General features: G+C 67.5%; 19 protein-coding genes and 1 pseudogene. 11 read left to right on the top strand and 9 right to left on the bottom strand.

All coding sequences use genetic code 11. From position 1 onward, the window contains the following. Position 1: 1 nt before the first annotated feature. The 4 genes from ACTT2I_RS04545 to ACTT2I_RS04560 are packed head-to-tail and all read right to left on the bottom strand — an operon-like array spanning position 2 to position 4,701. Positions 2-1,060, bottom strand: a complete 1,059-nt coding sequence (locus tag ACTT2I_RS04545; protein WP_443096851.1) for a Csu type fimbrial protein — start codon at positions 1,058-1,060, stop codon at positions 2-4. 2 nt (positions 1,061-1,062) lie between these two features. Beyond that, a complete protein-coding gene (locus ACTT2I_RS04550; protein WP_088433089.1) occupies positions 1,063-3,414 on the bottom strand; it encodes a fimbria/pilus outer membrane usher protein in 2,352 nt (783 codons plus the stop codon). Positions 3,415-3,421: 7 nt separating this feature from the next. Then, the gene (locus ACTT2I_RS04555) at positions 3,422-4,168 is read right to left on the bottom strand and encodes a fimbrial biogenesis chaperone (RefSeq protein ID WP_421099706.1); all 747 of its coding nucleotides are present in this window, start codon (positions 4,166-4,168) and stop codon (positions 3,422-3,424) included. A gap of 8 nt (positions 4,169-4,176) precedes the next feature. Further along, on the bottom strand, positions 4,177-4,701 hold the full coding sequence (locus ACTT2I_RS04560; protein ID WP_088433087.1) for a Csu type fimbrial protein: 525 nt from the start codon (positions 4,699-4,701) through the stop codon (positions 4,177-4,179). Between the two features lie 272 nt (positions 4,702-4,973). Here ACTT2I_RS04560 and map point away from each other — a divergent pair, with 272 nt between their 5' ends. From map to dapE, 6 genes are read left to right on the top strand one after another with little or no spacing between them, the layout of a single operon-like run. After that, on the top strand, positions 4,974-5,747 hold the full coding sequence (gene map / locus ACTT2I_RS04565) for a type I methionyl aminopeptidase (RefSeq protein WP_070473512.1): 774 nt from the start codon (positions 4,974-4,976) through the stop codon (positions 5,745-5,747). Positions 5,748-5,767: 20 nt separating this feature from the next. Further along, positions 5,768-8,389: a [protein-PII] uridylyltransferase gene (locus ACTT2I_RS04570; protein ID WP_421099761.1), complete on the top strand. Its 2,622-nt coding sequence runs from the start codon at positions 5,768-5,770 to the stop codon at positions 8,387-8,389. Then, on the top strand, positions 8,389-9,468 hold the full coding sequence (gene dapD, locus ACTT2I_RS04575) for a 2,3,4,5-tetrahydropyridine-2,6-dicarboxylate N-succinyltransferase (protein WP_088433084.1): 1,080 nt from the start codon (positions 8,389-8,391) through the stop codon (positions 9,466-9,468). The genes ACTT2I_RS04570 and dapD overlap by 1 nt, the downstream gene beginning before the upstream one ends. Then, entirely contained in the window at positions 9,465-10,337 is an 873-nt protein-coding gene (locus tag ACTT2I_RS04580; protein WP_421099760.1) for a hypothetical protein, read from the top strand. Before dapD ends, ACTT2I_RS04580 begins: the two co-directional genes overlap by 4 nt. A 43-nt stretch (positions 10,338-10,380) precedes the next feature. Continuing rightward, positions 10,381-10,743, top strand: coding sequence for an arsenate reductase (locus ACTT2I_RS04585; protein WP_421099705.1), 363 nt, complete (start codon positions 10,381-10,383; stop codon positions 10,741-10,743). Next, positions 10,740-11,867, top strand: coding sequence for a succinyl-diaminopimelate desuccinylase (gene dapE, locus ACTT2I_RS04590; RefSeq protein WP_421099704.1), 1,128 nt, complete (start codon positions 10,740-10,742; stop codon positions 11,865-11,867). The genes ACTT2I_RS04585 and dapE overlap by 4 nt, the downstream gene beginning before the upstream one ends. A 70-nt stretch (positions 11,868-11,937) precedes the next feature. Here dapE and ACTT2I_RS04595 read toward each other — a convergent pair whose 3' ends face one another. Beyond that, positions 11,938-12,621 carry a pentapeptide repeat-containing protein gene (locus tag ACTT2I_RS04595; protein ID WP_088433081.1) on the bottom strand — a complete coding sequence of 228 codons (684 nt, stop codon included), beginning with the start codon at positions 12,619-12,621 and terminating at the stop codon, positions 11,938-11,940. 204 nt (positions 12,622-12,825) lie between these two features. Then, a pseudogene (locus tag ACTT2I_RS04600) lies at positions 12,826-13,703 on the bottom strand (tetratricopeptide repeat protein). 368 nt (positions 13,704-14,071) lie between these two features. Here ACTT2I_RS04600 and asnB point away from each other — a divergent pair. Next, positions 14,072-15,763 carry an asparagine synthase B gene (asnB, locus tag ACTT2I_RS04605; RefSeq protein ID WP_421099703.1) on the top strand — a complete coding sequence of 564 codons (1,692 nt, stop codon included), beginning with the start codon at positions 14,072-14,074 and terminating at the stop codon, positions 15,761-15,763. 88 nt (positions 15,764-15,851) lie between these two features. Then, a complete protein-coding gene (locus ACTT2I_RS04610) occupies positions 15,852-17,231 on the top strand; it encodes a cation:proton antiporter (protein ID WP_421099702.1) in 1,380 nt (459 codons plus the stop codon). 98 nt (positions 17,232-17,329) lie between these two features. Here the strand turns inward: ACTT2I_RS04610 and ACTT2I_RS04615 are convergent, their stop codons facing one another. Further along, entirely contained in the window at positions 17,330-19,678 is a 2,349-nt protein-coding gene (locus ACTT2I_RS04615; protein ID WP_443096792.1) for a penicillin acylase family protein, read from the bottom strand. 153 nt (positions 19,679-19,831) lie between these two features. Between ACTT2I_RS04615 and bfr the strand changes: the two genes are divergently transcribed. After that, a complete protein-coding gene (bfr, locus tag ACTT2I_RS04620) occupies positions 19,832-20,320 on the top strand; it encodes a bacterioferritin (protein ID WP_019184377.1) in 489 nt (162 codons plus the stop codon). A 193-nt stretch (positions 20,321-20,513) separates the two neighbouring features. Here bfr and parC read toward each other — a convergent pair whose 3' ends face one another. Then, complete coding sequence (gene parC, locus ACTT2I_RS04625) at positions 20,514-22,757, bottom strand: DNA topoisomerase IV subunit A (protein ID WP_421099700.1); 2,244 nt, start codon at positions 22,755-22,757, stop codon at positions 20,514-20,516. Positions 22,758-22,815: 58 nt separating this feature from the next. Continuing rightward, positions 22,816-23,694 carry an AraC family transcriptional regulator gene (locus tag ACTT2I_RS04630; protein WP_421099699.1) on the bottom strand — a complete coding sequence of 293 codons (879 nt, stop codon included), beginning with the start codon at positions 23,692-23,694 and terminating at the stop codon, positions 22,816-22,818. Positions 23,695-23,837: 143 nt separating this feature from the next. On the opposite strand from ACTT2I_RS04630, the gene ACTT2I_RS04635 reads away from it, so the two are divergent. Both ACTT2I_RS04635 and ACTT2I_RS04640 read left to right on the top strand, forming a co-directional pair. Next, positions 23,838-24,281 (top strand): MarR family winged helix-turn-helix transcriptional regulator, encoded by a 444-nt coding sequence (locus ACTT2I_RS04635; protein WP_088433075.1) that lies wholly within the window; start codon positions 23,838-23,840, stop codon positions 24,279-24,281. A gap of 5 nt (positions 24,282-24,286) precedes the next feature. Continuing rightward, positions 24,287-25,771, top strand: a complete 1,485-nt coding sequence (locus ACTT2I_RS04640; RefSeq protein ID WP_088433074.1) for an efflux transporter outer membrane subunit — start codon at positions 24,287-24,289, stop codon at positions 25,769-25,771. Positions 25,772-25,777 lie beyond the last annotated feature (6 nt).

Raw genomic sequence — 25,777 nt, forward strand, 5'->3', positions numbered from 1 at the left:
CTCAATAGGTGATGGTGACCGTGATCACGTCGTTGTAGCTGCCCTGGGCGGGAATCGCGCCGGCGGTGGGCGGGGCCCGCCCGTACACGGTGAGCGTCTGCGCCGCGCCATTGCCGGTACCTGCCAGGGTGTCGGTGTTGATGGTGGTGCCCCAGCGCTGCGAGCGCGCGGGGTCGCGGTACAACTCGTAGGGGATGTAATAGACGCTGCTGTCCGGCGCGGTGAACCGCATGCGCCGGACATTGCCCAGCGCGTTCTGCCCGTTGTCCAGGCCGATGCTGTAGGCCGTGCGATTGATGCAGGTCAGGCCGATGGTCGAGGTGCGATCAAGGTTGGCGGTGATCGCGCCGGCGTTGCTGCCGAAGTCCATGTCGGTGGTGACGTAGGTGCTGCATTGGGGAAGAACGGTTGCGCTGGTGGTGAAGGTGAAGGCATTGCTGGCGCTTTTGGTGCCGGTCACGCCGCTGGCGGCATTGCAGGTCGCCGGTGTCGGCGAGCTCAGGGCCAATCGCTCGTTGTAGGCGTACTGCAGGACGACGTTGGCGCCGGCATAGCTGCTGGAAAACGTACCGGCCGACAGGGTCTGGGCGGCTGGGATGCGTCCGTAAAGGGTCACGGTGGTGCTTCCCGAGCCGCCCAGCAGGGGCACGGGGTAGGTCAGGTCCGCGACCACTGCCGCCGGGTTCCCCGCCGGTGCAAGTCCCCATGGCGTGGTGCGGTTGGAATTGCTGTAGAGCTGGTAGGCCAGCGTGTCACCGTTGCCTTGCGGTGGTGTAGCGTTGATCGCCATGCTCCGGGCCGGCAGCAATGTGGCGCCGGTGGAGCCGGTGCCCAGGCCGATGCACATGCGCACCGATGCGGTGGCCAGCAGGCTCAGTGCGGCGGTGGAACAGGTGATGGTGATGGTCATGCTGGCATCGGTGACGCCGCTCGCACCGTTGGTGATGGTGCCGAATGGCAGTGTGGTCGGCGCGCTGGCCGTGCAGGTGGTGTCTGCGCGTGCCACGCCGCTGCCCAGCAGCGCGGCCAGCACAAGACCCGCCGACAGCCATGCGCGCAGGGTCATCGGCCGGCACCTGGCAGGCAGCGCAGCGGCCCGATGCGCTGTGGGCCGGTGCTGTTCATGCGCTGCATGCCGAGGGTGACATTACAGCGGCCCTGCGGGGTTTCCACCTGTAGTTGGCTGCCGTTGGACACGTCTTCCATGTAGGTCTCGCCGTCGTAGCCGACCGTGACCTGGCGGCCATCGGGCAGGTGCACATTGCTGCCCACTGCAACCGGGCGACCCTGCGCATCGTGCAGGATCACGTTCAGTGCCCGGGTACGCCGCAGCCCGAAGCTGACACCGGTGCCGGCGCTCTGCCGTGGCGTCACCCAGGTATCCACGCGGTCGGCGCGCATGTCCGCCGGCAGATCCAGCGTATCGATGGACAGCCGGTTGCGCTGCCACGAGAGCAGCGGCGTCACCAGCAGCAGGCCGTTCTTGTCCGTGTTGCCGATCAACCGGTTTTCCAGCCGCACCGGGATTCCCGCGTAACCATCGGTAGAGACCACCGCGAAGGCGTCGGACACCTCGCGCGCGGCGAACACGTGTCCTCCCATCCACACCACGCTGCCACTGGCACTTGCGTAGCCATAATCCAGATCGCCCTGGCGCGCGTAGCCCATCGAATAACGCCCGACCCGGTTGAGCCAGCCGAGTTCGGCCAGGCCCCCGCCGCCATCGTCACCGCCGCGCGCCTGCACCCGCCAGCCGTAGCCCCCCAGGCTGCCATCGCCGGGCACGGGCTGGGACAGGTCGGCGACATAGGTCAGCCGTTCGCCGTTGCGCTGTGCCGACAGGCTGCTCTGGCGATTGCGCCCCAGCGCGGCGGAGACCGACAGATAGGCACTGCGGTCATCGCGGTCGGCCAGGTTCTGGTTGAACGAGACATACGCCGACCAGCGATCACCGAAGCTGCGCGACCAGAACACGCTGGCGTAGCGGTTGTCGTCGCCGTCGGGGTAGCGCAGCCGAAGATAACTGGCGCTGAGCGAACCGGCGCGTTGCAGATTGATGCCCAGGGTGGCCTGATCGCTGATGTCGGGGGGCAGGGCGTCCTGTAGTGCGCCCAGGTCGCGGTACTCCCCATGCGTTCGCCGGGTCAGCAGATTGACGTTGAAGCGACGGTTGTTCCAGCTGTATCCCAGCGCATACTGGCCGCCCTGCAGCCCGTCATGGCGGCTGTGTGCGTAGGCGGCGTTGACCACGCCAGCGCTGCCGAGCAACCACCAGCCCCCCGCGCCGCCGTTGACCACCCCGCCGCCGCCTTCGGCATGCGTTTCGGCCGTGAAGTGATCGCTGGCGCCGTAGCGCCACGTGGCGCTGCCGATCACCGGTGCTTCGTAGGCGAACGAGCGGATGCCGTAGTCCTTCCGCATCCGGCCGATCCCGGCCGACCAGTCGGACAGGCCCTTGGCGAGCAGCTGCTGCGTGCCATAGAAGGCGAAATCCAGCGTCTGCATCCGCCCGAACGCATCGGTGATCACCACCTGGGCGTTGCCGGTCCCGTTGATGCCCGGCTGGGCCGCCAGCTGGAAGGGGCCGACCGGGACCTCGCCGTTGTACTGGCGCAGACCGTCCACATACAGCTCCACGTTGGAGGGCACCACCGCCTCGCCGAGGAAGGTCGGCGTGGGGGTCAGCACGCGGTAGGGCTGCAGGCCATAGTTGCGCCCGACCTGCACACCGGCCATGCGGACCGGCCGGCTCCAGTCGACAAAGCCGCTGTAGAAGTCACCCACGGTCAGCGACACGGCCGATTCCGGGAAATCCAGGCGCCATGCCGTATCCAGACGCACGCTTTCGCCCCGCCATTGCCGATCGGCGGGGTCCTGGTACGTGCGCAACAGCGCGCTGGTTTCCAGTACGCCGTGGCCCAGCCCGAACAGACGCAGTTCGGTGGTCAGGGCCAGGTTGCCGCCGCCCTCGTTGTGGCTGCCGTAAAGGTCGTAGTTGAGCAGCATGCCGGGTGAGGCGGCTGCGGGCGGCGCCGTGTCGGCCGCACGTTCCAGCCGCGTGGTAGGCAGCGACAGCTGCTCCAGCGGCACGTCAAGGGCCAGCGTCTGCATGGCGGCGTCGTAGCGCACGACGACCCCGCTGAGCTGGTCCAGCGCGACCTGCTCCTCGCCGCGTGCGGAAAATCCCAGTTGGCGCAGCGTCGCGCCCGAGGCCATCAGCCTGCCCTGTAGTTCGGTGAAAGGCAGCAGGCCGCGGGGTGCCTGGTTGAGGGTCACCTCTAGGTACAGCGTCTGTGCGGCAGTCAACGGCGTGGGCGGCGGCAGCAGGGTGTCGGCCGATGCGCCCATGCCCGCATCGGCCTCCGCTGCCAGCGCGGCGCACGGGGTCAGCGTCGCAGTGAGCAGCAGCCGCATGCAGGCCTCAGCGAGCCGGCGGCGCGGCGGGCAGTGGCGTCTGGGCCGACTCGCCATTGATCTTTGCCGAGAACGTGGCGCCCGCCAGGCGGGCAACCGGGACATCCAGCGGCCAGCGCATGGTCTGTCCGCCAAGCACGTAACCGAGCAGGCCGGGATGGATGATCTGCGGCCGGTCGACGGGTCCCAGGCCGATGTCGGCCAGCTGTGCGTAACTGTTGCCGCGGTTGTGCACCTCCAGGGCCGGCCGCCCGTCATCCAGGCGCGTCAGGCGTACCTGCAGCGCGTGGTCGAGCGGGCCGTCCACACCGGGCTGGACAAACACCGGCATCGAATAGCGCAGGACGAACTGCATGCCGGTACGACGCGGGTCCACCGTGGGCAGTTCATCGACGATCACCCGGTAAGCGCGCTGCGATGCAGGTGCGTCGGGAACACTGCGCACCACCCGGATCAACTGCTGCTGGCCGGCGGCCAGCGATTGCATCGGCGGGCTCACCTGGAGGTCGGTGGTGGGCAGCAGCTGGTCCTGGCCGGTGTCCTGGCGCCACTCGAAGACCCGCACCTGCACCTGCACCGGCGCCGTGCCGCTGTTGGTCAACCACAGCGCATCGGCATTCTGCCGCGGCGTCAGCTGCAATGAGGTCGGGGCGACCTGCAGGCTTGCGGCGGTGGCGCTCCCCATCAGCAGCCACAGCCAGCCAAGGGCCGCGCACCCGAACCGCCCAGGGCGACGCCCTGCGGAAATCGGCATGGCGGACCTCAATAGGTGATGGTGGCGGTGATCGTGTCCTGATAATTACCCGCAGCGGCGTTGTTGACGCTGGGGTTGGCGATCTGGCCGTAGACATTCAGGGTCTGCGCCAGGCCGGTGCCGATACCGGCCGCAGTATTGGTGCCGGTGGTCGCGCCCCATACGTTGGTGTGCCCCGCATCGCGATAGAGCTGGTAGCCGACGAAATTGTTCGCGGTCACGCTCGCATCAGTGTTCTTCATGCGGCGGGTGGTCACGTCGTTGGCGGTCCCGGCATTGGCGCCGGCATTGAGGGCGACGGTGTACGGCGTCAGCGCCGAGCATTGCGCGGTGATGGTGCCCTGCGCGTTGGACGGGGTCGTGGCGGTGGACAGGGCCGAACCGAAGTCGACGTCCGTGGCGGCTGCCGCGGTGATCGTGCAGGCCTTGGTGATGATGATCTTGACGTTGAAGGTGGTGGTATCGGCCGCCAGGGCGGGCGCAGCGAGGCTGGCAAGGGCCAGGCTCAACAGGGCAGGACGGAGAAATCGCATGGGCATGCTCCTTGGACGCGGGTCCTTGCTGAACAACACGATGCTGCCGAACGGTGACGCGATGGAACGGTGTTGACCCGGTTATAGGTTTGGCCTTGTAGGGAGGCCGTGAGATTTGGCCCATTCAATGGCCGTTTTCGGCACAAACCTGCGATCTGAGACGTCCATCGCATTCATTCATGGACCTGACTGGTCCGTCCGCCCAAACCGCGGCTGTCAGCGTTCCACGCGATCCCGTTCAGATTGGCCCCGGATCGGCGATAATGGCCGCCATGAGCGTGAATCTGAAAACCCCCGAGGAAATCGAACTGATGCGCATCGCCGGCCGTCTGGCCAGCGAGGTGCTCGACATCGTCACTCCCCACGTCAAGCCGGGCGTGACGACCGAAGAGCTGGACCGCATCTGCCACGACCACATCATCAACGTGCAGAAGGCGACGCCGGCCAATGTCGGCTACCGCGGCTTCCCCAAGACGGTCTGCACGTCGGTCAACAACGTGATCTGCCACGGCATCCCCAGTGACGCCAAGGTCCTCAAGGACGGCGACATCGTCAACATCGATGTCACCGTGATCAAGGATGGCTGGCACGGTGATACCAGCCGCATGTACTACGTCGGCACGCCGTCGGTCATGGCCAAGCGCCTGGTCGATGCCACCTACGAAGCCATGTGGCGCGGCATCCGCGCGGTCAAGCCGGGCGCGACGCTGGGCGACATCGGCCACGCGATCCAGAGCTATGCCGAGTCCGAGCGCTTCAGCGTGGTGCGCGAGTACTGCGGCCATGGCATCGGCAAGGTCTACCACGACGAGCCGCAGGTGGTGCATTACGGCCGCCCGGGCCAGGGCCTGGTGCTGCAGCCGGGCATGACCTTCACCATCGAACCGATGATCAACGAGGGCACCCGCTACAACAAGGTGCTGCCGGACGGCTGGACCGTGGTCACCAAGGATCGCAAGTTGTCGGCGCAGTGGGAGCACATGGTCGCGGTCACCGAGACCGGCGTCGACGTGCTGACCCTCTCGCCCGGCGAATCGCAGGTCTGAACATGCTGCCGGCGAGCCCGATGCTGGACGCGCCGGCCGATTCCGTCGCCGACCCGGACTGGGCGGCGCTGGCGCGCCAGTCGCTGCAACAGACCGACGCGCGGTTGTACCGCCGCTTCGACCAGGGCGACAACATCGAACGCCTGCTCGCGCTGCGCGCGCGCGCGGCCGATCACCTGATCCGGCTGGCCTGGCATCGCTGCCTGCCCGCCGGGTCGGGGATGGCGCTGTTCGCGGTGGGCGGTTACGGGCGCGGTGAATTGTTCCCGCGCTCGGATATCGATGTGCTGGTACTGGGGACGCCGGAGCAGCAGCGTCGCCACGAAGCCGGGCTGGCGCGCTTTTTCGCGCTGCTGTGGGATTGCGGCCTGCCGGTCAGCCACGCGGTGCGCTCGCCGGGCGAGTGCACCCAGGCCAGCGCCGACCAGACCGTGCTGACCGCGCTGATCGAGTCGCGCCCGGTGGTTGCCGATGACGCGGCCCGCCAGGCCTTGAAGGCGGCGGTGAACGTGGAGGGCCTGTGGCCGCCGCGCGAGTTCTTCCTCGCCAAGCGCGAAGAGCTGCTGGCCCGCCATCAGCGCTTCGGCGATACCGCCGACAATCTGGAACCGGACATCAAGGACGGACCTGGCGGCCTGCGCGATCTCAATACGCTGGGCTGGATGGCGCTGCGCGCGTTCGGCGTGCGCGACCTGGAAGCACTGGTGGGCCTGGGCCATCTGGGCCCGGATGAAGCGGCCGCGCTCAAGCGCGAGCGCTGCGCCCTGGCACGGCTGCGCTTCGGCCTGCACCTGGTCGCCAACCGGCCTGAAGAGCGCCTGCGCTTCGATTACCAGAAAACACTCGCCGCGCGCCTGGGTTTCGAAGACGACGTCGAAAGCCTGGCCGTGGAAAAAATGATGCAGGGGTTCTACCGCAGCGCCACCGTGGTGCGGCGGATCAGTGACCGCCTGCTGCAGCGCTTCGAGGAACAGTTCGATGGCGAAGCGGTGCCCGAGCCGGTCAGTGTCGGTTTCTCGCTGCGCCGCGGCTACCTCGCCGCCAACGACCCTGCCTGGCCGCAGGGCGACATCGAACAGGTGTTCGCCTTGTTCTCCAGCTGGGCCTACAACCCGGATGTGCGTGGCCTGCACTCGCTGACCGCCCGCGCGCTGGCCGAGGCGCTGCCGGATCTCGCTGCATATACCGAGGCCAGCCCGGCGGCACGCGAACAGTTCCTGGCGCTGCTGCGCAGTCCGCGCGCGGTCGACACCCTGGCGCGGATGGCGCGCCTGGGGGTGCTCGGTCAGTGGATCCCCGCGTTCGCGCAGGTCTCCGGGCGCATGCAGTTCGATCTGTTCCATGTCTACACCGTCGACCAGCACACGTTGATGGTGCTGCGGAACATCGGTCTGTTCGCCAGCACGCGCGCGGATGAGCGCTTCTCGATCGCGCACGAAGTCTGGCCGCGCCTGCGCAAGCCGGAACTGCTGCTGCTGGCCGGCCTGTTCCATGACATCGCCAAGGGCCGCGGCGGCGATCACTCCGAACTCGGTGCGGTGGATGCACGCGAATTCTGCCAGGCGCTGGCGCTGAGCAGTTCCGATACCGAGCTGGTGGCCTGGCTGGTCGAGCAGCACCTGCGCATGTCCATCACTGCGCAGAAGCAGGACATCTCCGATCCGGACGTGATCCACCGCTTCGCCACGCTGGTGGCCAGCCGCGACCGGCTCGACTATCTCTACCTGCTGACCTGCGCCGATATCGCCGGGACCAGCCCCAAGCTGTGGAATGCCTGGAAGGACCGTTTGCTGGCCGACCTGTATTTCGCTGCCCGGCGCGCGCTGCGCGATGGCCTGGAAAACCAGATGCCGGCCGCCGAGCGCGTCGCTGAAGCGCGTGAATCGGTCCGTCAGCTGGTGCGCGAGCGTGGTTACGACGATGCCACCATCGACCGCCAGTTCACGGTGATGCCCGATGAGAGTTTCATCCGGCTGCGGCCCGAACAGCTCGCCTGGCAGGCTGCCGCGCTGGTACCGATCAAGCAGGGCCAGACCCTGGTCAAGGTGCGCCGGATCACGCCGGACGACCACGCGCTGGAGGTGTTCGTGCACTCGCCGGACCGCGATGGCCTGTTCGCTGCGATCGTGATGACGCTGGACCGCAAGGGTTACGGCATCCATCGCGCGCGTGTGCTGGACGGCCCGGTCGACACCATTTTCGATACCTTCGAAGTGACCCCCGCCGACAGCTTTGCCGATGGCGATGCGCCACGCCTGGAAGCTGGCCTGCGCGAAGCGCTGTCCGGCGATCTGACCCGGCTGCGTCCGTCGAGGCGGGTGATTCCGCGCCAGCTTCGGCACTTCCGTTTCGCCCCGCGCATCGAGTTCCGCGATGTCACCGATGGCGACACCACCAGTACCCGTTTCAGCCTGGTCGCGCCCGACCGCCCCGGCCTGCTGGCCGACGTGGCGTTCGTGCTGCGCAACCAGCGGCTGCGCGTGCATGATGCGCGCATCGCCACCTTCGGCGAGCGCGCCGAAGACATGTTCGTGATCAGCGATGAGCATGATCACGCCCTTACCGAATCCGCCAGGCAGCAGCTGCAAGACGCCATGCTCGCCTGCCTGGACCCTGATCGAAAAGCCGGAGACCCCCACTGATGGCCACCAAGCCTGCCAAGAAGACCGCCGCGAAGACCCCGGCGGCCAAGACCCCTGCTGCCGCACCTGCGGTGAAGAAGACCGCTGCCAAGGCAAAAAAGGCGGCGCCGGCAGTCAAGAAGGCCGCCGTGAAAAAGGCGCCGGCGCGCAAGGTCGCCGCCACCCCGGCCGAGAGCGCGGCCAAGCGCAGTGCCAGCCGTGATGCCAACATTGCCCGCAAGTCGCTGCGCAAGCCGGCCACGCCGGGTGTGGAAGAACTCAAGTTCGGCATCGAGAGCGCCTTCGAACGTCGTGCCACGCTGACCCTGCATGAGATCGAAGGCTCCACCAAGCCGCTGGTCGGCCGTGTCATCGATGGGCTGGAAACCGGCGAGTTCCGCGTTGCCGAGCCGGATGGCCACGGCGGCTGGAAGGTCAACGAATGGCTGAAGAAGGCGGTGCTGCTGTACTTCCGCGTCAACGACATGGCCGTGGTCGATGCGCGCCCGGCGCCGTTCTGGGACAAGGTCGAATCGCGTTTCGCCGGCTTCGATGAAGCCAAGTTCCGCCGCGCCGGCGTGCGCGTGGTGCCCGGTGCGATCGCGCGCCGCGGCAGCTACTTCGGCAAGGACGTGGTGCTGATGCCGAGCTTCACCAACATCGGCGCCTACGTGGGCGAGGGCACCATGGTCGACACCTGGGCCACGGTCGGTTCGTGCGCGCAGATCGGCAAGCACTGCCACCTCTCCGGCGGTGCCGGCATCGGTGGCGTGCTCGAGCCGTTGCAGGCCAGCCCGACCATCATCGAAGACCATTGCTTCATCGGCGCGCGTTCGGAAGTGGTGGAAGGCTTCGTGGTCGGCCATCACAGCGTGATCGGCATGGGCGTGTTCCTCGGCCAGAGCACCCGCGTGTACAACCGCGCCACCGGCGAAATCAGCTACGGCTCGGTGCCGCCGTACAGCGTGGTGGTGTCCGGCCAGTTGCCGTCCAAGGACGGGTCGCACTCGCTGTACTGCGCGGTGATCGTCAAGCAGGTCGATGCCAAGACCCGCAGCAAGACCAGCGTCAACGAGCTGCTGCGCGGCCTGGCTGACTGAGCACGCCGCAGCCCGCGCTGGCGCAGGGGGCGCGCTACCGGCACCCGTTCGCGGGGTGGCCGGGACGCGCGCTGCAGCGTCTGCTCGGCTGCTCGCACCTGACCGCCGGTCGGCGCGCGCTGACCCGCGTGCTGCCGGTACCGGCCTTGATCAGTGATGTGTGTGAGGTGGTGTACCTGAGCTGGTGGGTGGACGTGCGTCATGCACCGCCGCCCCCACCGGGCCATCGCCTGTTCGTGCATGACGGGCGCACGCCCTACACGATCCTGACTTACCGCCACGGCCATTTCGGGCCGGCGCTGGCGGGGCCGTTGCGTGGCCTGTTTCCGTCGCCGCTGCAGAGCAACTGGCGCTGGTATGTGGTGCCGGACGATGCAGCGGCCGGGTCCGCCACGCCGCGGGTCCTGTTTGATCGCAACGTAATCGACAGCGTGGCGCACGCGGTGGGTGCACGGCTGTGGAGCGATGCCATGCAACCGCATCTGGCCGCGCGTTTCGAGCATGCCATGGATCCCGATGGTGGGCACACCGTGATCGAGCCTGGGCAGGGCAGTGCGCCGGCACTGCAGGCGCAGGTGCGTCCGGCAGAGGGTTTGGCAGCTGCCTGGGCAGCGGGTGCCTTTACCGATGCAGCGCAGGCCATGACCTTTCTGGCCTGTCAGGAGGCCGCGTTCGCGGTCGCCGCGGATGGTCGGCTGGCCCTGACCCATATCGATCTGCCGATTGCCCTTTCGGACGTGCAGCCCCTGCAACTGGAGGGCCCGGTGTCCTGCCCGCACCTTGCCGCCATGGGCGTCGATCTGGCCGAGGCGTTCTGTTTCCGGGTGCCGCAGGTACCGTTCCGGGTCGTGTCCGAACGCCTGTTGTGACATCCTCACGGCGTCCTTCCTGATCGATGCTGCACGCCGCGCCATGACCACCACTCTGTACGGATTGAAGAACTGCGACACCTGCAAGAAGGCCACCAAGTGGCTCGACCGTTTCCAGGTGCCGTATACCTTCGTCGACTACCGCGACCACAAACCGACGCCGGAGACCCTGATCGACTGGGCTGCCCAGGCCGGTGGCTTCCCCGCCTTGATCAACAGGTCCTCCACCACGTGGCGGCAACTGCCGGAGAACCGCAAGGCGGCCGATTCGGATGCTGAGTGGAAGCTGCTGCTGCGCGAGTATCCGCAGTTGATCAAGCGTCCGGTGGTGGTGAGCGCGGATGGGGCAATGACCCAGGGCTTTTCAGACAACGGTTTCAAGCAGCGGTTCGGAGTGGGCGCGTGAGCGATGTCGTCGCGCTGACCTGTGATCTGATCGCACGGGCCTCGGTCACCCCGGACGATGCTGGCTGCCAGGCGCTGCTGGCGGGCCGTCTCGAGCGCGCCGGGTTCCACTGCGAACACCTGCGGCTGGGCGAGGTCGACAACCTGTGGGCCACGCACGGCCAGGGCGCGCCGGTGCTGGTGCTGCTCGGGCATACCGATGTGGTGCCGACCGGGCCGGTCTCGGCCTGGACCAGCGATCCGTTCGATCCGCAGATCCGTGATGGGGTGCTTTATGGACGCGGCGCGGCTGACATGAAAGGCAGCGTGGCCGCCTTCGTGGTCGCCGCCGAACAGTTCGTCGCCGCGTATCCGGAACATTCCGGCACGCTGGCGGTGCTGCTGACCAGTGACGAGGAAGGCGATGCCATCGACGGTGTACGCCGCGTGGCCGACCTCTTCCGCGAGCGCGGCCAGGCCATCGACTGGTGCATCACCGGCGAGCCGTCCTCCACTGCCGTGCTCGGTGATCTGCTGCGCGTCGGTCGCCGCGGCAGCCTCTCGGCCACGCTGACGGTGAAGGGCGTGCAGGGTCATGTCGCCTATCCGGACAAGGCGCGCAATCCGATCCATCTGGCCGCCGCCGCCCTGGCCGAACTCACTGCCCGGCATTGGGATGATGGCTTCGAAAGCTTCCCGCCGACCAGCCTGCAGGTCTCCAACATCCATGCCGGGACCGGAGCCAACAACGTCATTCCCGGTGAGCTCCAGGTGTTGTTCAACCTGCGCTACAACCCGCACTGGAACGCGCCGGCGCTGGAGCAGGAGATCGCCGCACTGCTGGACCGGCATGCGCTGGAGTACACGCTCAAGTGGCATCGCAGTGGTGAGCCGTTCTACACCCCGGAGGGCACGCTTCGCCGTGTCGCGCGCGAGGTGCTCGGCGAGTTCGCAGGTGCGCCGCCGGAAGAGAGCACCGGCGGTGGCACCTCCGATGCCCGCTTCATCGCGCCGCTGGGCGCGCAGTGCATCGAAGTGGGGCCCGTCAACGCAAGCATCCATCAGGTCGATGAGAACGTCCGTGTCGCCGATCTGGAAGCACTGCCGGCGTTGTACCAGCGCTTGATCGAGCGTTTGCTCGCCTGAGGCGCACGCCGCGCCGGCCCACCGTCGGCGCCTGTCGTGCCCGGCAGGCACCGGCGCTGGCCGGTTCGCCCTACGCCACGATCAACCCGAACGACGCCAATGCGGCCGCCGCCTGGCGCTGTGAAATCACCGCCTTCTTGAACAGCTTGGCGTCCATCACGTTGAGCCCGCTGATGTCGGTGCCGCGCAGGTCCGCGCCTTCAAAGCGCGTCAGCCGGGTCTGCGCATTGCGCAGGCTGCCGCCGTTGAAGACCGCATCGCGGAAATCGCAGCCGGACAACTCGGCTTCGGAAAAATCCATGCCTTCCAGCTGCGCCTTGCGGAACGACATCCCGCGCAGGTCAGCGCTGACCAGCAGGCAATCGCGGAATTCCAGGGCCCAGCCGGTCACTTCCTGCAGGTGCGCACCGGTCAGCTTGCAGTCCTGGAACTGCACCGAGGACAGTGTCGCGCGGCGCCAATGACTGTTGTTGAGATCACAGTGCGAGAAGCGCGCATCGCTGAGCAAGGCAGAACTGAAATCGCACTGGCTGCCGCGGCACTTCGTCCACTGGCTTTCTTCCAGCGAGGCCGCCAGCCAGGAAGCACCGGTGACCGAGCACTGGTTGAACTGGAACCCATCCATGTCCAGCCGCGAGAAGTCGCCGTGATCGAACGTGCAGTTCTCGAAGACGGCCCCCCGCCGATGCGCGGCGATGATGGCCTGCATGCGCTCGCGGGTGAGGGTTTCATCGCGGAAAGTGGCGGTGTTCATGCGGTCATTCTGGAGGATGGGGGGCGCAGGCGGCAGTCTTGAAGGCAGCGGCGGAGTGTGTACAGCGTCATCGGCGCGAATGCCGTGGTTCCCTCCGACGTAGAGCCGACCGTTGGTCGGCTGCCGTTGGTGCAGACACGTGGGGCGATACGTGCAGCCGACCAACGGTCGGCTCTACCGGCTGGTTATCCTGGGGATCCGGCGTCAGTCGAAGGTCCAGAACGGCGTTTTGATCCGCTCGCGCCAATAGGTATCGCCGGCCAGGTAGAACTTCTGCGCATTCGCCTTGGCGAACCAGCCGGCGGCTGCGTCCAGATCGCGGGTCACACCGGCGCGGCCGCGGCCGAGCAGCAACCCGGTGAAATACTGGCCATACACATTGCCCTGGCCGGCCGCCAGCCGATACCAGCGCAGTGCTTCCACGCCGTCGCGCGGAAGGCCCATCCCGAGTTCGTACATCGCGCCGAGATCCACCTGGGCGTCGGCATCGCCGCGCTGCGCACGTCGCTGGATGTCGCCCACCAGCGGATGCAGCGTGCCATCAGCCTGCGCTGCGATCGCCTGTGGCAGCCGCGAGGATTCGGATGGCATGTGGAAGTAGATCGTTGCCCGCAGGTCCCAGCGCAGTGCGCTGCCGGCCTCGCCACGTTCACGATGGAACTTGGCCAGCATCAGCATCGCCATCGGATTGCCGTGCATGGCGGCAGTGCGGTACCACCGCTCGGCTTTTCGCGGTGAGGCGCGCAGCGCTGTGCCCTGCACGATGTTCGGGCCAGTGCCATGCAGCAGCGCACGTCGGTCCAGATCCGGCCCAGGGCTTCTTCGGCCTGGGGGTTGTGGAAGCTCCACGGGGTGACGGCGGCGGCACGCGCGTACCACGTCACCGCGCGTGGGTCGTTGAAGGTTTCAAAGGTCTTGGCTGCGTCCCAGGCGCCCTCGAAGCTGCCATCGGCGGCCTTGGTTTCAATCGACTGCACGATGCTGGCCGGCGTCCGAGATGGGGCGCTGCTGCAGGCGATGAGGGACAGGGCCAGGGCGAGGCCGCCCAGGCGTGAAGCGATGCGTCCGATGCGGGGGATCATGCCGGCCAGGGAATGCGGAAGGGCGGTGATTATCGCCCGGCCCCGCAGCGCCGGGTTGCCCGCGGCGGTCGGTTTGGTTGCCATCGCAACAGTTGCGTCGCTGCCAAAAGCCGGTTACGGTCGGTCCATGTCCTCGTTCCCGGCCACCGCTGTCAGCAATACCAACCGCAATAATCTGCGCGCGAATAATCGTGCGCGGCCGATGCGGGACTGCGACCAGGGCTAGTACAAGCAACACGCCCGGACCCCAGAAAACCCGCATCGACCGATGCGGGTTTTTTTGTGGCCCGGGTTTATCCCTTCCGGGCCTGGGTGGCCGGTCGAATGCCTGCAACACGTGTATTCCCCCATCATCAGGAGCTGTTCCCATGTGTTCGATCTTCGGTATTTTCGGCCTGCAGGCCGGCGACGACCTCCCCGCACTGCGCCGCCATGCGCTGGACCTCTCGCAGCGCCAGCGCCATCGCGGCCCGGACTGGAGCGGGGTGTATGTCGATGACGGTGCCATCCTGGTCCACGAGCGCCTGGCCATCGTGGACCCGGCCGGTGGCTCGCAGCCGCTGCTCTCCGAAGACGGCAGTCTGGCGCTGGCGGTCAACGGCGAGATCTACAACCACCGCGAACTGAAGGCCGAACTGGCCCAGCCGTACGCCTTCCAGACCGGCTCGGACTGCGAGGTGATCAACGCCCTGTACCGCGAAGACAGCCCGGCCTCGTTCCTGAACCGCCTCAACGGCATTTTCGCCTTCGCGCTGTGGGACCGCGCCGCGCAGCGTGTGTTGATCGCACGTGATCCGATCGGCGTGGTGCCGTTGTACTGGGGCCACGACAAGGATGGCCGCCTGGTGGTGGCCTCCGAGCTGAAGTCGCTGGTGGACATCTGCGCCGATGCGGCACAGTTCCCGCCAGGCCACTGGTACGACAGCGCCACCGACACGCTGACCCGCTATTACGAGCGCCCGTGGCGCGAGTACGACGCGGTCGAAGGCGTGGAGGCCGACCGCGTCGCGCTGCGTGAGGCCTTCGAGCGTGCCGTGCACCGCCAGCTGATGACCGACGTGCCGTACGGCGTGCTGCTCTCTGGCGGCCTGGACTCCTCGCTGGTCGCCGCGGTGGCGGCGCGCTATGCCCGCCATCGCGTTGAAGACGGTGATCAGAGCGAAGCCTGGTGGCCGCGCCTGCATTCGTTTGCGATCGGTCTGAAGGGCTCGCCCGATCTGGCCGCCGCCGCCATCGCGGCAGAAGCACTCGGGACCGTGCACCACGGCTTCGAATACACCTTCGAGGAGGGCCTGGATGCGTTGCCGGAGGTGATCCGCCATGTGGAAACCTACGACGTCACCACGATCCGCGCCTCCACGCCGATGTTCCTGCTGGCGCGCCGGATCAAGGCGATGGGGGTGAAGATGGTGCTGTCCGGTGAGGGCAGCGACGAGATCTTCGGCGGCTATCTGTACTTCCACAAGGCACCGAACGCGCGTGAGTTCCATGAGGAACTGGTGCGCAAGCTCGACGCGCTCAACAACTACGATTGCCTGCGCGCCAACAAGTCGATGATGGCCTGGGGCGTGGAGCCGCGCGTGCCGTTCCTGGACCGCGAGTTCCTCGATGTTGCCATGCGCATCGATGCCAGGCACAAGATGGTCGGGCAGGGCGCGGCAGGCGCACGCCGGATTGAGAAAGCGGTCCTGCGCGAAGCGTTCGAAGGGTACCTGCCGGACTCGATCCTGTGGCGCCAGAAGGAACAGTTCAGTGATGGTGTCGGCTACGGCTGGATCGACGGACTCAAGGCGCATGCCGAGGCCCAGGTCAGTGACCGCGTGATGGCGGCGGCGGACAAGCGTTTCGTGCACAACCCGCCGCAGACCAAGGAAGCCTACTTCTACCGTCACGTGTTCGAGCAGTACTTCCCGACCCAGGCGGCGGCGGAGACGGTGCCCGGCGGCAAATCGATTGCATGCTCCTCGCCGGCAGCGATCGCGTGGGACGCCAGCTTCGCGGCGATGGCCGATCCGTCCGGCCGCGCGATCGCCGGCGTGCACGAGCAGGCACTGGCCTGATCGATGTGCCCCACCGCCGCGTCGATCGCGGTGGTGTGGCAGCGCGTGCAGCCCGTAGAATCGCCCCTTCAATCGATGGGGATCGATCATGGACGCTGACACCACCGGGACGCGCCGCAGCGGGCTGGCCTGGCGTTATCTGGGCTGGGTGGCGCTGCCTCTGTTGATCGGCCTGGGCCTGGCACGGTTTGCCGGTCCGGCCGTCTCGGCACAGGTGGCCCGTGCCGAGGTGTCGCTGGGGGCCGACTGGGCCGCGCATCTGCATGCGCCGCTGGGTCTGTTCCTGCTGCAGTTGCTGGTCCTGCTGCTGGTGGCCAAAGGTGCGGGGTGGCTGTTCCGGTGGCTGGGTCAACCTGGGGTGATCGGGGAGATGGCGGCCGGTCTGATGATGGGGCCGCTGGTGCTTGGGGCCGTGCTGCCCCAGGTGCACGGCGTGCTGTTCCCGGCCGCTTCCCTCGGCTCGCTCGGCCTACTCAGCCAGCTCGGGGTGCTGATGTTCCTGTTGGTGGCGGGGGCGGAACTGGATCTTGGCGCGCTGCGTGGGCGGCGGCGATTCGCCTTTGTCGTGAGCCACGCCGGCATCGCCGTGCCCTTCCTGCTCGGCGTGCTGCTGGCGATCTGGCTGTATGGCGCGCACGCACCGCCCGGTGTGGGCTTCACCGGCTTCGCGCTGTTCGTCGGTATTTCGTTGAGCATCACCGCCTTCCCGGTGCTGCTGCGCATCCTTGCCGACCGCGGCATGACCGCCACACCGCTGGGGCAGACCGCGATCGCCTGCGCCGCCCTCGGCGACGCCACCGCCTGGTGTCTGCTGGCGCTGATCGTGGCCGCCGCGCAGTCGCAGGGCTGGGTGCCGGCAACGATCAACCTGGTCTTCGTGGTCGCCTTCGTCGCACTGATGCTGGGGGTGGTGCGCCCATGGTTCTCGCGCCTGCTGATCGCACCTGGCCAGGAAGGACGCTGGCTGCTGATCATGTTGCTGATGGCGCTGGGCTGCGCGCTGGTCACCGAGATGCTGGGCATCCATGCGCTGTTCGGCGCGTTCGCGGCTGGCGTCGCCGTGTCCGGCAACGCGACGCTGCGGCACACCGTGGCCGAGCGCGTCGAGCCGTTCGCGGTCACGCTGCTGCTGCCCTTGTTCTTCGCCATGACCGGCCTGCGCCTGCGCGCCGACGCCCTGCAGACCAGCGACCTAGTGCTGTGCCTGATCGTGATCGTGGTCGCCACGCTGGGCAAGCTGATCGGCACCTGGAGCGCAGCGCGCAGTGCCGGCATGGACAACCATGAGGCGTGGAGACTGGGTGCGCTGATGAACACCCGTGGCCTGATGGAACTGATCGTGCTCAACCTGGGCTACGAGCTGGGCTTCCTTGGCGACCGCCTGTTCGCCGTCCTGGTGATCATGGCGCTGGTGACCACGGCCATGACCGGGCCGTTGCTGAGCCTGATCGAGCGTTGTCGACGATGAAGCTGGCGGTGTGCGGTGTACGACCAACGGGCGGCACCAACCCACATCACGGTAGAGCCGACCGTTGGTCGGCTGCCCCGTCACCGCCCACCCCCCTGTCACTCCCGCGTCGGCACCAGCCTGAGGGTATGCACCGTGGTGCCCGGCAGGAACGGGGTCGGCGTTCCGTTCACCCAGGCATCGTGCCCCGCACCCCAGAACGGTGAGAGCGGGTGACCGCTCTGCCCACCGGGCATGTGGATCAGTCCCTCGGCCTCGTGGCCGGGGGAGACCACCATCCGCTGCGAGGCGCCAAATGCGGGCCCCTGCACGCGCGGCATGTCACGGTCGCCGGGCAGGCGGTCGGCCGGCATGCACAGCCACGACCGGGCAAAGCCGGGCAGGGCGCGACTGACCGGGTGACAGATCGCGGCGGTATTGCGTTCGCCCCAGGTACGCGCGTCCAGTGGGCCTTGACTGCTCAGGTCCGCTTCCAGCGCCTTGGCGGTATCGACCAGCAGTGCATCCCAACGGGAATAGGGGGCCGGCAGCAGATGCGCGGGTCGTTCGCTCACCAGTGGCCACAACGCGCCCTCGAACTGCCCCAGCCGTGGCTCCAGATAGTCCTCCCCGAGCTGTGCTTTGGCCGGCGCGAGCAGGCCTTCGCTGACGCGGTCGATCAGCATCCCGCGGAAACCGCGGGTAATCCGGTAGCTGACCGAATCCACGGCCGCATGGCCGTCCCATCGTCGGGTCGCCACCTCAAGCCGCTGCAAGGCAGGGTCGTCGCTGGTGGCGACGACTTCGCGCAGCAGCTGCCACCAGCGCGTCAGCAGCACGGCACGATCATCAAGCTGGATCGCCAGAAGGTCCGCCTCGGTGAAGCGCTCTTTCGCCATCAAGCCATCGCGGATCTGCCGGCCGCGTGCACCAAGGTCGTAACCACCGTTCCCGGCAATGGCCAGGGCGTCCCCATCGAGCACGCGGCCATTGGCGGTCCACAGCCGATGCGTGGGCGGATCCATCAATGCCGGGGCGCCATCGCTGCGGATCGGCCAAGGCGCACAGCTTGCAGGTGCTGTGATCGTATTGCCGCTCGGCGGGCAGTCCGCAGCGCGGTCAGGGCGTGTGCCGATCAACCGCCAGGCGATGCGACCGCTGCGGTCGGCGATCACCAGGTTCTGTGCCGGAATGCCGCTGCGGTCGGCCACCTGGAAGGCGTCTTCAAGCGACGCCGCGCGCGCCATCTCGGCGAAGTCCAGGCGCACCGCGCCGGGCAGTTGCGCCGTCCAGCGCAGTGCCTCGCCATTGCCGTCCTGCCGTGTGTGCAGCAGCGGACCCCAGGCGGTCTCGCGCACGCGCAACGTCACCGGCGCTTGGCCGGCGACCCGGATACGCTCCTCATGCGTGATGATGCCCGGCGCATTGGCGGGCACGCTGCGGAAATCGGCCGTGTCGATGTAACTATTGGTGAAGCCCCAGGCCACGTGTCCGTTGCTGCCCACCACGATGGCTGGCAGGCCGGGCAGCGAGAAGCCACTGACATCGACGCGCCCGTCGGGAGCCTGTGCATCGGGATAACGCAGCCGCACCCGGAACCAGAGGTTGGGCGCGCGCAGTCCCAGGTGCATGTCGTCGGCGACGATGGCGCGACCGTCCGCGGTCAGGGCACCGGCCACGGCGAAGTTGTTGCTGCCCAGCACGTCGGGGTCCAGATGACCGGCCGTGGCAGCGCCGGTGGCCGGTGGCGCACCGGCCCGCCGCAGGTCGAGCGTGGCGGCTTCCGGTAACGGGGCGTTGCCGCGCGCCTCGCCAAACAGGGGGGCATCCCATTCGCTCCCATCGTGGCTGAGCAGGGCATACAGCGCCGGTGGCACCACCGCACGGATCCGCGCCATCGCCAGTTCGTTCTGATTGGTGGGGTCCTGCAGGTCGGCATACATCGCCAGCCCGGTCAGCACGCTGTCTTCGGCACGCCACGGTGCCGGCGCCTGGCGCAGCAGCAGATACGGCCAAGGCCGTACCCGAAGCTCAGCGATGCCCTGGTTGATGCCCTCCACATAAGCCTGCAGGGCGCCGGCACTGCTGCCGGTGGCGACCTCCAGATGGGCCGTGGTACGCGCCCGCAGCCGGTGCACGCGCATGCGTTTGTCCATCTCGATCGCCGCCGGGCCGAACAGCTCGGCCAGCTCGCCGGCCGCGCTACGGCGCATCAGGTCCATCTCGAAGTAGCGCTCCTGCGCATGCACCAGACCCAGCGCCCGCATCGCATCGGCCTGGCTTGCCGCGTCGATGGTGACCACGCCCAAGGCATCCCGGGTGATGCTCACCGGCGCCGCAAGGCCGGTCATGGCCTGCTCGCCGTCCAGCGTGGGGAGACTCCCGCGCAGCAGCCACCACACTGTGAACACCGCCGCCAGTGCCAGGATCAGCACGCCCCAGAGCAACCGCTTCAGCCAGTGCCGCATCCTGCGTACCCTCTTGTAGGTAGGGTTGGATTGTAGGGGAGGCGTGAACGCACCGTGCACGCCGACCGAAGCGCAACTGCAACTGATTCCGATTAGACCACCGGATTTTCAGATAGGGCACCATGCGCGCATTGATTCATCAGGAGCACCCCCATGAAAGGCAACCCGGACGTCATCGCCTGCTTGAAGGAACTGCTGCGCGGCGAGTTGGCCGCGCGCGACCAGTACTTCATCCACTCGCGCCGCTACGAAGACCAGGGCCTGTTCGCGCTCTATGAGCGCCTCAACCACGAAATGGAAGAAGAGACCCAGCACGCCGATGCGCTGCTGCGCCGCATCCTCTTCCTCGGCGGCGATCCGGACATGCGCCCGCATGTGTTCGAGCCCGGCGTGACCGTGGAAGAGATGCTGCAGAAGGATCTGGACACCGAGTACAGCGTCCGCGACAACCTGGCCGCCGGCATGAAGCTGTGCGAACAGCACCAGGACTACGTCAGCCGCGACATGCTGCTGGTGCAGTTGAAGGACACCGAAGAAGACCACGCCTGGTGGCTGGAACAGCAGTTGGGCCTGATCAAGCGCATCGGCCTGGCGCTGTACCAGACCAGCAAGATGGATGCGAAGGGTACCGCCGCGCACTGAGCGCGGCATCGGGTTCTTCGCGCCAGCCAGCCTTCGCCAGCACGCCGCGTCTAACCTTCGTCCGCCAGCCAGCCTCCGCGCGCCAGCCGACGTTGCACCACGCAGAAAGGCCGGGGAAACCCGGCCTTTTCTGTGGGCGTAAAAAAACGGCCGGGTCTCCCCGGCCGTTCCGATTCACGTCGGCGCTGGACCGTTACTCCACCGCCAGCCCTTCCACCTTCTGCCAGCCACGCGGCAGCAGGTGGCCACGGGTGGCGCGGGTGCCCAGGTAGGTGTCCAGATCCTTGAACGACAGGTTCATCGTGCGCTGGCCGCTGCGCACCAGCAGCGTGTTGCCCGGCGCCACCGACACCACCGCGACCACACGCTCGGTGGCGAGCTTGGCCTTGGGGATGTCGATGATCTTGTTGCCCTTGCCCTTGTCCAGTTCCGGCAGGTCGCTGGCGGCGATCGCCAGCAGGTTGCCCGAGCTGGTCACGGCCACGATGCGGTCCGTTTCCGGATTGGCGACCACGGCCGGGGTCAGCACCCTGGAACCGGAGGTCAGGTTGAGCATCGCCTTGCCGGCCTTGTTGCGGCCGGTGAGGTTCTCGAAGCGGGTCACGAAGCCGTAGCCGTGCGTGGAGGCCAGCACGAAGCGCGTATTGTTCTCGCCGCTGGCCAGCGTCATGAAGGCACTGCCCGGGGCCGGTGAGAAGCGACCGGTCAGCGGTTCGCCGTTGCCGCGTGCCGAGGGCAGGGTGTGGATCAGGGTCGAATACGCGCGGCCCTCGCTGTCCAGGAACGCCACCTGCTGCGTGCTGCGCGCGCGGACCGAACCGAGCAGTGCATCGCCATCGCGGTAGGACAGAGTGGACGGGTCCATGTCATGGCCCTTGGCCGCACGGATCCAGCCCTTCTCCGACAGCACCACCGTCATCGGCTCGCTCGGCACCAGCTCGGTTTCGTCGATGGCCTGCGCCGCGCCACGCTGCACCAGCGGCGAGCGGCGCTCATCGCCAAACTTCTTGGCATCGGCCACCAGCTCATCGCGGATCAGCTTCTTCAGCTTGGCCTTGCTGTCCAGGATGGCCAGGATCTTGTCGCGCTCCTTGGCCAGCTCCTCCTGCTCGCCGCGGATCTTCATCTCTTCCAGGCGGGCCAGCTGCTTCAGCTTGGTTTCCAGGATGTACTCGGCCTGTTCCTCGCTCAGTGCGAAGCGCGCGATCAGCGCCGGCTTGGCTTCGTCCTCGGTGCGGATGATATGGATCACTTCATCCAGGTTGAGGAAGGCGATCAGCAGGCCGTCCAACATGTGCAGGCGGCGCTCGACCTTCTGCAGGCGGTGGTTGAGGCGCCGGGTCACGGTGGTGCCGCGGAACTGCAGCCACTCGCTGAGCAGGGTCTTGAGGTTCTTGACCTGCGGGCGGCCATCCAGGCCGATCACGTTGAGGTTGACCCGGTAGCTGCGCTCCAGGTCGGTAGTGGCGAACAGGTGGCCCATCAGCTGTTCGGCGTCCACGCGGTTGGAGCGCGGCACCAGCACCACGCGCACCGGGTTGGCGTGGTCGGACTCATCGCGGATGTCCTCCAGCCACGGCAGCTTCTTGGCGCGCATCTGCGCGGCGATCTGCTCGATCACCTTCGAGGGCGACACCTGGAACGGCAGCGCGTTGACCACGATGTTGCCGTTTTCCTTGAGGAAGGTGGACCGCGCGCGCACGCTGCCGTAGCCGGTCTCGTACATGGTGCGCAGATCGGCGATCGGGGTGATGATCTCGGCGAAGCTCGGGTAGTCCGGGCCCTTCACGTGCTCGCACAGGTCGGTGACCGTCGCATCCGGGTCGTCGAGCAGATGCAGCAGGGCACTGACGATCTCGTTGAGGTTGTGCGGCGGCACGTCGGTGGCCATGCCCACGGCGATGCCGGTGGTGCCGTTGAGCAGCAGGTGCGGCAGGCGTGCCGGCATCCACGTCGGCTCTTCCAGGGTGCCGTCGAAGTTCGGGGTCCAGTCGGTGGTGCCCTGGTTGATCTCGCCCAGCAGCACTTCGGCGATCGGGGTCAGCTTGGACTCGGTGTAGCGCATCGCCGCGAACGATTTCGGATCGTCGGTCGAACCGAAGTTGCCCTGGCCTTCGATCAGCGGGTAGCGGTACGAGAACGGCTGGGCCATCAGCACCAGCGCTTCGTAGCAGGCGCTGTCGCCGTGCGGGTGGTACTTACCGATCACGTCACCGACGGTACGCGCGGATTTCTTCGGCTTGGAGGACGCGTTCAGGCCCAGCTCGCTCATCGCATAGATGATGCGGCGCTGCACCGGCTTCAGGCCGTCGCCGAGGAACGGCAGTGCGCGGTCGAGCACCACGTACATCGAGTAGTCCAGGTACGCCCGTTCGGCGTACTCGCGCAGGGGCAGCTGTTCAAAGCCGTGGAACGCGGGGCGGGCAAGATCGGTCATGCGGGATTGTTACCTGTGGCAAGGGACGGCGACGGCTGTCGCCCTCGCAGGCGGACGATTATCCGGATGCGGCCGGGGATGCCAAGCCGCGTGATGGGTTCAGGGGGTGGCCGCTGCGCGCCAGATAGCGCCCGGGCGGGCTGCCGAAGTGGCGGCGGAACACCGTGACGAAGGCGCTGGGGCTGCTGAACCCCAGTTCGTGCGCGATATCGGACACGCTCTGGCCATCGGACAGGCGGCGCAGGCCCTCGGCCAGCCGGGCCTGCTGACGCCACTGCGCGAAGCTGAGCGTGGTTTCGTCGCGGAAGTGCCGGGTCAGTGTACGCGGCGACAGCCCGGCCCAGTGGGCCCACTGCTCCAGGCTGCGGCCGTCGGCCGGGTCGGCGATCAGCTGCGAGGCGATGCGCAGCAGGCGGCGGTCCTGGGGCATCGGCAGATGCATGCGCTGGCGCGGGGCATTGCGGATCTCGTCCAGCAGCACCTCGATCATGTGCTGCTGGCGCAGGCTGGGCTCGGCCGCGGGCACCCATTCGGTCACGCGCAGCGACAGCGCCTGCAGCAGATCGGAAATGGCCACCACGCAGGGCTCGCCGGGGAGGTCATGGGCCATCGCCGCGCTGATGATCACGCCCCAGCCCCGCAGCGGCCCGCAGATATCCACGGTGTGCGGCTCGCCCGGGGGCATCCAGCCGGCGCAGCCGGGCGGCAGCGACCAGGTGCCATGGCGGGTGCGGACGGTGAGCAGCCCGGCTTCCACGCAGATCAGCTGGGCACGCCGGTGCTGGTGCCAGTCGATCTCCCGGTCCAGCCCCCGGGCGCTTTCGATCCGGAAGCCGAGCACCCCCAGCCCGTCATCGCGTTCGAACCAGTCCAGCACTTGGTTGCGGATCATCTGGGTGGCGGACGTCTCCAGCTCTGGCCTGAAAGTGTTATCCATTGTCCAGATTGTAATACCGGGCCAGTCTGGCGCGCCATTAAGGTAGCGACCTGCCCATTGTTCTGATTGCTGCAACACAGCATTTGGTTCCAAATTAAATATTTCTATTGAGAAATATATTTTTTGGAAGAGAATGCTCACCCATGATCTGCCCTGATGCCCATCCCCCCAGCTTCGGACTCCTGCTGCGCCAAGTGCGCGATGGCCTGGTCCGTCAGCTAGACACGTCGATGGCCGAGGAAAACCTCGGTATTGGCTTCACCCACTATCTCGGCCTGAAGGTGCTCGCGGCGCGTGCCCCGTGTACCGCCAACGAGTTGGCCCAGGCCCTGGACCAGGTGCCCAGCGCGGTCACCCGCCTGCTGGACAAGCTGGAAGCCCTGGACTGTGTGCGGCGCGAGCCGCATGCCCAGGACCGGCGGGCACTGCAGATCGTGCTGACCGAGCCGGGCCGCCAGTTGTGGGCCCGCCTCAAACAGCGGGGCGACCAGACCATCGACGACGCCATGCGTGATCTGTCTCCGGACGAACGCGCGCAGCTGCTTTCCCTCATGACCCGTGTACGCGACTCACTGGTAACGCCATGACTTCCATGTTTGAACGCTCATATTCACTGCGCCCGCTGCGGCCATTGCTGGTCTCCGCGCTGGCGCTGGCGCTGGCCGCGTGTGCCAGCAGCCGCGGCCTGGAGCCGCAGGGCCGCCTGCTCGACGCCGACAGCCTGCAGACCCAGCGCACCCTGGCCGCCAACGGCTTGAGCCAGCCGGGCTGGCCGGCTACCGACTGGTGGCGCGCGCTGGGCGATCCCCAGCTCGATGCCCTGATCGCCGAAGGCCTGCAGCGTAATCCCGGGCTGGACGCGGCCGATGCGCGGCTGCGCCAGGCCCGTGCCCAGATCGGCACCGCGCGCGCCGCACGCCTGCCCAGCGTCTCCGCGTCCGGGGGCTACACCGGCGTTCGCCTGCCCGAATCGATGGTCGGCGACGAACTGGGTGGCAGCTATGCCGGCAGTGGCCAGGCCTATTTGAGTTTCAGCTACGGCATCGACCTGTGGGGCGGCAAGCGCGCCGCCTGGGAAGCGGCCGTGGACAGCGGCCATGCCGCCGAAGTGGACGCTCAGGCCGCGCGCCTGAACCTGTCCGCCGCCATCGCCGAGGCTTACGCGCAGCTGGGTTATGCATGGACGCTGCATGACGTGGCCAGCGAAGAACTGGCGCGTTCGCAGAAGACCCTGGAGCTGACCCGCCAGCGTCGCGCCGCGGGCATCGACAGCGACCTGCAGACCCGCCAGGCCGAAGCGCGCATTCCGGCCGCGCAGCAGCAACAGCAGGCCGCGCAGCAGCAGATCGACGAGGCGCGCACCGCGCTCGCCGCGTTGGTCGGGCAGGGCCCGGACCGCGGCCTGCAGATCGAGCGCCCGCAGGTGCTCAACCCGTTGGCGCTGCAGTTGCCCGGCGTGCTGCCCAGTGAACTGCTCGGCCGCCGCCCGGACATCGTCGCCGCGCGCTGGCGGGTGGAAGCGGCCAACCGCCAGATCCATGCGGCCAAGGCCGAGTTCTATCCCAGCCTCAACCTGACGGCCCTGGGCGGCGTGGTCTCCAGTGAAGTGGACCAGCTGCTCAAGAGTGGCTCGACGTTCGCCTTCCTCGGCCCGGCGCTGAGCCTGCCGATCTTCGACGGCGGCCGCCTGCGCGCCAACCTGGGCAAGACCGACGCGCAGTACGACCTGGCGGTGGCCGATTACAACCAGTCCGTGCTCAACGCGCTGCGCGATGTCGCCGATCAGGTCAACGCGGTGCGTTCGCTGGCCGACCAGGCCAGCGCCCAGGCGCAGGCCGTCAGCACCGCGCGCGCCGCCCATGACCTGGCCGAGCAGCGCTACCGCGCCGGTATCGGCAGCTACCTGGACGTGCTCAGTGTCGAAGAGCAGTTGCTGGTCTCCCAGCAGCGGCTGGCTGACCTGCAGTCGCGCCAGATCCTTGTTTCGGTCCGCCTGAGCCAGGCGTTGGGCGGTGGCTTCATCCCGACCAGCGATGCCGCCACGGTCGCCGCCACCCCCGAATCCTCGCATTCCTGAGAGTCA

Source organism: Stenotrophomonas sp. PUT21, from assembly GCF_052232875.1.
Classification (GTDB): Bacteria; Pseudomonadota; Gammaproteobacteria; order Xanthomonadales; family Xanthomonadaceae; genus Stenotrophomonas; species Stenotrophomonas maltophilia_N.